Source organism: Nonomuraea sp. NPDC003201 (assembly GCF_053590415.1).
This window is the reverse complement of the sequence record NZ_JBSFTC010000522.1, coordinates 1-5197: the sequence shown is the minus strand read 5'-3', so window position 1 is coordinate 5197 and position 5197 is coordinate 1. Positions and strand designations below refer to the sequence as shown.

Sequence of the window (5197 nt, the reverse complement as noted above, 5' to 3'; positions counted from 1 at the left end):
GGCCCCCGCGGAGGCGGCCAGCGCCCGCCCGGCCGCCGCGCGTACCGCGTCGGCGACCAGCGGCCCGGCGTCGTCGGCCAGCACGACGGCGTCCAGCCGCACCCTTATGGGGACTTCCACGACGGTACGCATTACAACGATCGCAATCCTTGCGTGAGACGGCGGAGGGTGTGCTCGGCGATGGCGTCCGCGTCGACCGGCTCCTGGCCGCCGCGTACCTCGATCTCGACGGGGAAGACATACCGGATCTCCGTCGCGTCCTCGGCGGCGACAATCTGGGCCGCCGAGCCGGGCGCGGGGATGATCAGCTCCTGTTCGTGGACGACGGCGAGGCCGGTCCGCTGGACCCGTTCGATCATCTCGGGACCGTGACCGCGTCGGTGGCGCCCAGCGGGGTCGCGCCCGCCTTCAGCGAGAAGCCGGAGAACGTGGCGGACGGTACACCGGACACGGTGGCGGTGGACGGGGTGGCGGAGGTGATGACACAGTCCTCCATCACCACCGAGGCGAATGCCCAGTCCTGCCGCTCGTCACCGGCCTCTTGCAAAAGGATCTTGAACCGGGTGCCGGCCAGGGCCAGCATGGTGAGCTGCGCCGCCGCCGGGCCGGCCGCGTCCACGGTGAGCGAGAACGACAGGGTCTGCGGGCTGTAGATCACGCCGATGTGGCTCGCCTCGCACGAGTGTTGCGCCTCGGCGTTCAGCGAGAACGACGGGGTGAACGACCTGAGCGGCGTGATGAGCACGTCGCCGTTGCCGTCGTTGTAGGAGACAGCGAGGTGCGATTTCCAGTCGGGCATGGCGGTCCCTTCGTCAGAACTTCGGGGCGAGTGTCACGAGCAGGCGGTGCACGGCCGGGCCGTAGGTGATCGAGACCAGCACGTCCACCCTGCGGTTGGCGCGGGCCTTGGCGATCTCGCCGGTCTCGGTGGCAGAGCGGGCGGCCTCGGGGACCGACAACATGTCGAGCACCGGGATGCTGATGCTGTAGGCGTCGATGACGGCACGCAGCTGCAGCGGGCCGAGTATCGACTCGAAACGGCTCTTCAGCTGGATCAAGCCTGCCCTGGTGATGCGCGCGTCGCCGATCGCGCCCACCAAGCCCGCCTTCAGGCGGAAGTCGATGTCGTCGAGTGTCCGTACCGTGTCCACGAACAGCTGGTCGTCGTCGGAGGTGAAGCAGCGGCCCTCGGCGAGATGCAGGCCGCTGCCGGAGATCAGCACCGGATCGATCAGCGGGATGACGCCGCCTTCCGACAGGCCCTTGATCTCGCTCGGGCCGTACTGCGAGGCCAGCGGGATGCTCACGCCGCGGACACGTTTGAGCACGGCCGAGATGTGCGGCGGGTACCCGGCGATCGCGCCCATAGCGGCGGCGGCCGCGTCACCGGTGGCGCCTCTCGCGGCGATGAGCACCATCCGGCTGCTATCGCTGCGCAGTGGCTGCACGGTGGTGAGGACGTCGGCCACGTACGTCGGCGACTTGGCGGTGCCCGGGTCGATCATGGCCACGCCGAGCCGGCGCTGGCCGTTCAGCAGCATGCCCTCGACGTGCGCCTTCAGCGCGTGAAGCCCGGTGGCGGCGGTGCCGCCCGCGGCCGCGGCCCCGACGCTCGTCTCCTCGGCCAGCGCGACGAACGTCACGTCGTCGGCGGGCTCCAGCGACGCCAGCGCCGCGGCGTAGTCGTTGCCCTGCACCGTCACCCCGTACACCTTGGACGCCTTGGGAGACTGGCCCATCGCGGCCCGCAGGGACCGGTAGAGCGGCGTCTCCCCCACCACGCCGTTGGTGACCTTGGCGAACAGGTCGGCGGCGGCGGCCAGGGTGTCCACCACGTGGGGCTCGTTCGGCTTGGCCGAGCCGCCCGCCGCCCCTGCGGCGGTCTTGCCGACCACGGCGACGACGCTCGGCGACCGCTCGGCGACCGGAGTCAGGCCCGAGGTGTCGATCGTGACCTCGATGAACGGAAACGCTGCGGCCACTGGCATGAGGATCCTTCTTTCGCTCACGGAGAGATGGCTAGGGCGATGGCCTCGCCGCGCAGCCATGCGGCGGCGGCGGCGCGGCGGGCGGCCCTGCGCTGGGCAGCGGTCATGCCGCTGGTCGCGCCCGGCCAGTCGTCGTCGTCGAAGACGGCGGCGGGCAGCACCCAGATCGCGACGACCGGCGTGCGCCGGGGCAGTGTGACGGGCGCGGCGCGCTCGGTTCCCGCGGCGATGAGCCGTTCGCGCACGAATCGGGTCTCGGCCAGCAGCCCGGTCAACGAGAAACCGGTGTCGCGGGCCAGGAAGACGGCGGTGACGGGCAGCGTGATCGGAGCGGCGGCTGGTGCCGCCGCCGCCGAGAACGACACCCGGACCCCACCCAGCGCGCCGCCCGTCAGCCGCTCGGCCACGTTGCGGCCGGCGAGCAACGCGTCCAACCGCGCGTCGGTGACGACCTCCGGCTGATCCGGCTCCAGGCGCTCCCTCAGCCGGGTACGCCGCTCCGCCTCGAGCACCGCGGGGTCGGCGGGCAGCGCGCCCAGGTCGGCCACGATGTCGGCGTCGATCGCGCCGAGCGCGGGCCAGGCGGCGTCCACCCGCTGGATGACCGGGTCGAGGCGGGTGGTCCTGGCCACGACCGCCCCCCGCCACAGCGCCGCCACTGCGGGCCCGCCACCGCTCAGGCCCGAAATGCGCACGCTGGCCTCGGTCCGCTCGCCGGACACCGGCTTGTGCAGGTAGCCGTCGAGCGTCGCCGGCGCGGTGACCGCGGGGCCGAGGGTGAACTCCTCGAAGAGCGGGGTGTACGGCGCCCGCGCGTCGATGTCGTACGAGGCGGCGACAACCGCCTCCAAGGCCGGCTCGTCCAGCAGCGCCGTACGCGCGGCCGGATCCGCGAGGGTGAGGAGGACCTTGTCGACGACGTTCATCGGGCACCGCGGATCACTTCGGCCAGCCGCTCGGCGGACAACTCCCCCAGGGACTCGCGATGGGGACGCATCTCGCAAAGCGTCGCGATGCGCCCGTCGCCGGAGATGGCGATCGCCCTCGCGGCGCACCGCTCCTTGAGGAAGGCGTCGGCCTCGTCCCCGCCGCTGATCAGCACGTCGGGGTCGAGATAGAGCGCCCGCCGCAGGTCGCCGCTGGGCAGTACGGCGATGACGTCCATCCCGGGGTCCTCCTCGATCACCGTTCGCACGATCTCTCGCAACATCGTCGGCATCCCTAACAGGACGATGTGGATCCGCGTGGACTCAGGCTCCATCCCGCAAATCTTCGGCTCGCCGCACCGGCCGGTAAATGGATCCATGGGTCTAAAAGGGATCTAGTTCCACGGGTATCAGAAGGCGGCGGCCCCGCTCCCTCCATCACGGAGGGGAAATCAGATGATCACTGTCTGCATTCTCGCGAGCGTGCGCCTCTATCGCGAGGGGCTGCGGAATTTCCTCATGCGCAACCCGCTGATCTCCGTGGTCGGCGTCGGCTCGTGCCCCGAGGAGCTGTCCGCGGTGCGACCGGACGTGCTCCTGCTCGACCTCGGGGTCACCGGGAGGTGGGCCACGGTCAGAGAGCTACGGGTGGCGATGCCGGGCACGAAGGTGGTCGGACTGGGCGTGTCCGGGACCGCCGACAGCGTCATCGCTTGCGCGGAGGCCGGTTTGTCGGCCTATCTCAACGCGGACGGGACACTGGAGGAGCTCGTGGCGGTCATCGAGCGCACGATGCGCGGGGAGATCCTGTGCCCGCCCGACGTCACGGCGAGGCTCTTCGCCCGGCTCGGCGGCCAGGACCGGGCGTCCCCGCTGGTGGGCCGACTCACCCGGCGTGAACGGGAAATCGTGCAACTGATCGAGCAGGGGCTGTCGAACAAGGAGATCGCTCGTACGCTGAGCATCGCGTTGTCGACCGTGAAGAACCACATTCACAGCCTGCTGCGCAAACTTGAGGTGAAGCGCCGTACCGACGCGGTGGCGGCGGTGCGGCCGCGCTCGCTGACAATATGAACGCCCTCCGCTCCGGTCTCGCAAGCCGGACTCCGCTTGATCAGCTGTCCTCGCCGTCGAAGCGGCCCGCCGACGCCGTTGACGCCCGACCCGGAACAGCGAGCTTGCCGCAACTTGAGCAGGGTGATACGACCGCGGTCGTCGAGCGGCCCTTTGCCGTGGATGCGCAGGTCCAGGTCTTTTCACGTACGTCCGCAGACGCCGCCAGGCTCGGCGTCCACCCGCTGAACCCTGTGGGTGCCGAAACCGTGCCCCAGGGCCTGATCTGGGATTTCGCACTACCAGACGGTTCGGTTGCAGCAAGCTCGTGGGATGGCTCTGCGACCGCTGTACTTGATCGTCTTGAGGGTGTTCGGCTGGATCGTGTTGCTCACCCGTTCACAGGCGTCCAAGGATATGGAGATCCTCATCCTGCGTCACCAACTCTCAGTCCTGCGCCGCCAGGTCGGCGCACCCCGCCCGTCATGGGCAGACCGGGGGATCCTGTACGCGCTTGCCCGGCTATTGCCGCGACGTGGCCGGCACCGGTTGTTCGTGACGCCGCAGACGGTTTACGCTGGCACGCCGACCTGGTGAAGCGACGGTAGACCTACCCAGGCCGCCCGCCGGGACGACCACCGATTCGTCCCACGATTCGAGCCCTGGTCCTGCAGAGGGCCGGCGAGAATCCGAGCTGGGTTACAGCCGCATCGCCAGGGAGGTCGCCGGACTGGGCCGCAGGGTCTCCCCCGCCACCGTGCGGGCGATCTTAAGGAAGGCCGGAATCGATCCCGCGCCCCGGCGCGGCGACCAGATATGGGCGCCGTTCCTGAAGGCCCAGGCATCCGGGATACTGGCCGCTGATTTCTTCCACGTCGAGACGATCACGTTCGCCCGCCTGTACTGCTTCGCCATAGTCGAGCATGCCTCCCGCCGTGTTCACGTGCTAGGTGTCACGGCGAACCCGGTGGCCCGCTGGCGCAGCCGGTTCCTTGCCCGCCGGCTGGACGGGCTGAGCGATGAGCCACGGCCGCGGGTGCCGCGTACCATCACCGATGCTCAGGTGGAGGAGGTGGCGGTGCGCACCCTGGAAGAGGCGGCCGGCCGGGGCCACGCACTGGTCCAAGCGTGAGCTGTGCGCCTGCCGATAATTACATCCGCCCAGGTCATAACCCTGCAAAGGCTTCGCGTGGCGGCGCGAGCTCCGGCCACCCAGGAGACGGAACCAAG

At 70.0% G+C, this 5197-nt stretch carries 7 protein-coding genes and 1 pseudogene; 3 read left to right on the top strand and 5 right to left on the bottom strand.

The window, feature by feature from the left end; genetic code table 11:
* Positions 1-131: 131 nt before the first annotated feature.
* The 5 genes from ACWDX9_RS59675 to ACWDX9_RS59655 are packed head-to-tail and all read right to left on the bottom strand — an operon-like array spanning position 132 to position 3198.
* Positions 132-359 (bottom strand): hypothetical protein, encoded by a 228-nt coding sequence (locus ACWDX9_RS59675; RefSeq protein WP_449972640.1) that lies wholly within the window; start codon positions 357-359, stop codon positions 132-134.
* Complete coding sequence (locus ACWDX9_RS59670) at positions 356-799, bottom strand: hypothetical protein (RefSeq protein WP_449972637.1); 444 nt, start codon at positions 797-799, stop codon at positions 356-358. Before ACWDX9_RS59670 ends, ACWDX9_RS59675 begins: the two co-directional genes overlap by 4 nt.
* Before the next feature lie 13 nt (positions 800-812).
* Positions 813-1988 carry a hypothetical protein gene (locus tag ACWDX9_RS59665; protein WP_449972634.1) on the bottom strand — a complete coding sequence of 392 codons (1176 nt, stop codon included), beginning with the start codon at positions 1986-1988 and terminating at the stop codon, positions 813-815.
* Positions 1989-2005: 17 nt separating this feature from the next.
* On the bottom strand, positions 2006-2914 hold the full coding sequence (locus tag ACWDX9_RS59660) for a hypothetical protein (RefSeq protein ID WP_449972631.1): 909 nt from the start codon (positions 2912-2914) through the stop codon (positions 2006-2008).
* Positions 2911-3198, bottom strand: coding sequence for a hypothetical protein (locus ACWDX9_RS59655; protein WP_449972628.1), 288 nt, complete (start codon positions 3196-3198; stop codon positions 2911-2913). The genes ACWDX9_RS59660 and ACWDX9_RS59655 overlap by 4 nt, the downstream gene beginning before the upstream one ends.
* 172 nt (positions 3199-3370) lie before the next feature.
* Here ACWDX9_RS59655 and ACWDX9_RS59650 point away from each other — a divergent pair, with 172 nt between their 5' ends.
* The 3 genes and pseudogenes from ACWDX9_RS59650 to ACWDX9_RS59640 all read left to right on the top strand — a co-directional run.
* Entirely contained in the window at positions 3371-3988 is a 618-nt protein-coding gene (locus tag ACWDX9_RS59650; RefSeq protein ID WP_449972625.1) for a LuxR C-terminal-related transcriptional regulator, read from the top strand.
* Between the two features lie 348 nt (positions 3989-4336).
* Positions 4337-4564, top strand: coding sequence for a hypothetical protein (locus ACWDX9_RS59645; protein WP_449972622.1), 228 nt, complete (start codon positions 4337-4339; stop codon positions 4562-4564).
* 370 nt (positions 4565-4934) lie between these two features.
* Positions 4935-5103 (top strand): annotated as a pseudogene (locus tag ACWDX9_RS59640) (helix-turn-helix domain-containing protein); the annotation flags it as partial.
* Positions 5104-5197: the final 94 nt, after the last annotated feature.

Excerpts from the sequence above, each read along its gene's own strand:
- ACWDX9_RS59675 (WP_449972640.1), bottom strand. The coding sequence starts at position 359 with ATGATCGAACGGGTCCAGCGGACCGGCCTCGCCGTCGTCCACGAACAG.
- ACWDX9_RS59670 (WP_449972637.1), bottom strand. The coding sequence starts at position 799 with ATGCCCGACTGGAAATCGCACCTCGCTGTCTCCTACAACGACGGCAAC.
- ACWDX9_RS59655 (WP_449972628.1), bottom strand. The coding sequence starts at position 3,198 with ATGTTGCGAGAGATCGTGCGAACGGTGATCGAGGAGGACCCCGGGATG.
- ACWDX9_RS59660 (WP_449972631.1), bottom strand. The coding sequence starts at position 2,914 with ATGAACGTCGTCGACAAGGTCCTCCTCACCCTCGCGGATCCGGCCGCG.
- ACWDX9_RS59665 (WP_449972634.1), bottom strand. The coding sequence starts at position 1,988 with ATGCCAGTGGCCGCAGCGTTTCCGTTCATCGAGGTCACGATCGACACC.
- ACWDX9_RS59650 (WP_449972625.1), top strand. The coding sequence starts at position 3,371 with ATGATCACTGTCTGCATTCTCGCGAGCGTGCGCCTCTATCGCGAGGGG.